The organism is Planomonospora parontospora, from assembly GCA_014647935.1.
GTDB classification, from domain to species: Bacteria; Actinomycetota; Actinomycetes; order Streptosporangiales; family Streptosporangiaceae; genus Planomonospora; species Planomonospora parontospora.
Genome location: BMQD01000079.1, coordinates 1 through 1,876 on the forward strand (window position 1 = coordinate 1; position 1,876 = coordinate 1,876).

Sequence of the window (1,876 nt, forward strand, 5' to 3'; positions counted from 1 at the left end):
CCTCGGCGAACACCTCGTCCCCGCGCCGCCAGGCCGCCTTCAACCCCTGGAACACCGGCCCATACCCGTACCCCTGCTCACTCAGGAACTCGTAGGCGCCGTCCACCTCCACCGACACCGCACCCGCCGGAGGCCACTGGCTCAGGTCGAAGGAGGGAGGCGGCCCGTCCGCGGCGAGCGTGCCGCTCGCGTGCCGGGTCCAGGACGGATCACCGCTCTCGGGCCGGGAATAGACGGCGACGGAACGCGTGCCCGAGGAGTCGTCCGCACCCACGACCACCTGGATCGCGACCGCACCGCGCTCGGGCAGCACCAGCGGCGCCTCCAGCGTCAACTCCTCGACCGCACCGCACCCGACCTGATCCCCGGCCCGGATCGCCAGCTCCACGAACCCCGTCCCCGGAAACAGCACCACCCCGCCCACCACGTGATCGGCCAGCCACGATTGCGCCGCCACCGACAACCGGCCCGTCAACACGACTCCGCCCGACTCCGGTGACGCGAGCGCCGCACCGAGCAGCGGATGCTCGACGGCCTCCAACCCGACACAGGCCACGTCACCCGTGGCAGCCGTGCTCTCCAGCCAGTACGGCTTGCGCTGGAAGGCGTAGGTGGGCAGTTCCACCCGCCGCGCATCCGACCCGGAGAAGTACCGCTCCCACTCCACCGTCACACCGTGCGCATACGCCCGGCCCAGCCCGGACAGCAGCGCCTCGACCTCGCCCCGGCCCCGCCGCTGCAACCCCATCACCGCAGAACCCGCACCGCTCGCACCGCCCGCGGAACCCGCACCAGCCGCAGAACCCGTACCGCCTGCGGCACCGGCACCGCCCGTGTCATCCGCAGGATCCGCGACCAGGACCTGGGCCGCCAGCGCGGTCAGCACCGCATCCGGACCCACCTCCACCCACCGCGACACACCCAGACCCCGCGCCGCATCCACCGCATCGGCGAACCGCACCGACCGGCGCACATGCTCCACCCAGTACTCCGCCGACCCCCACCCCGCAACCGAACCCGACACCGAAGTCCCGGAAACCGAAGCCTCGGAAGTCCCGGAGCCGGGCAGGGAATCCCCGGAAACCGCAGAAACCCCGGAAGTCTCGGCACCCGGCACCGCAACCCCGGCGACCGGCGCGCCCGTCACCGTGGAAACCGCCGTCAGCGACGCCTCCACCTGCCGGTAGGTCACCGACTCCGCCACCCGCCGAAACCCCTCCAGCACCGGCTCCATCAACGGCGAATGGAACGCATGCGACACCCGCAACCGCGACCACCGCCGACCCTCAGGCAGCCTCGCCACCACCGCCTCCACCGCTGTTTCCTGCCCGGAGACCACCACCGAGGACGGACCGTTGACCGCCGCAACCCCCACCCCGGCCGTCAGCAGCGGCACCACCTCCGCCTCCGAGGCCTGCACCGCCACCATCACCCCACCCGCCGGCAACGCCTGCATCAACCGCCCCCGCGCCACCACCAACCGCACCACATCCGCCAGATCCAGCACCCCCGCCACATGCGCCGCCGCCAGCTCCCCCACCGAATGCCCCACCAGCACATCCGGCCGAACCCCCCACGACTCCAGCAACCGGAACAACGCCACCTCGAACGCCACCAACGCCACCTGAGCGAACTCCGTGCGCCCCAACGTCTCCGCCGCGCCCCCACCCCCGGCCTGGTCCGCGTCCCCGCCCGCGCCTTCGCCCTGGTCATCGCGCTGGTCCTCGGCGAACATCAACTCCCGCAACGACCGCCCCAGCTCCACGTCCGCCACCGCGCACACCGCATCCAACGCCTCCGCGAACACCGGGAACACCGCATACAACTCCCGGCCCATCCCCGCCCGCTGCGCCCCCTGACCCGAGAACAAGAACCC

The 1,876-nt window shown here is 72.3% G+C and carries 1 protein-coding gene; it reads right to left on the bottom strand.

The genetic code is table 11. The features are described from left to right. The coding region (locus tag IEZ07_RS35180) for an acyltransferase domain-containing protein (RefSeq protein WP_301549388.1) at positions 1 to 1,837 on the bottom strand (1,837 nt) is incomplete at its 3' end. Positions 1,838 to 1,876: the final 39 nt, after the last annotated feature.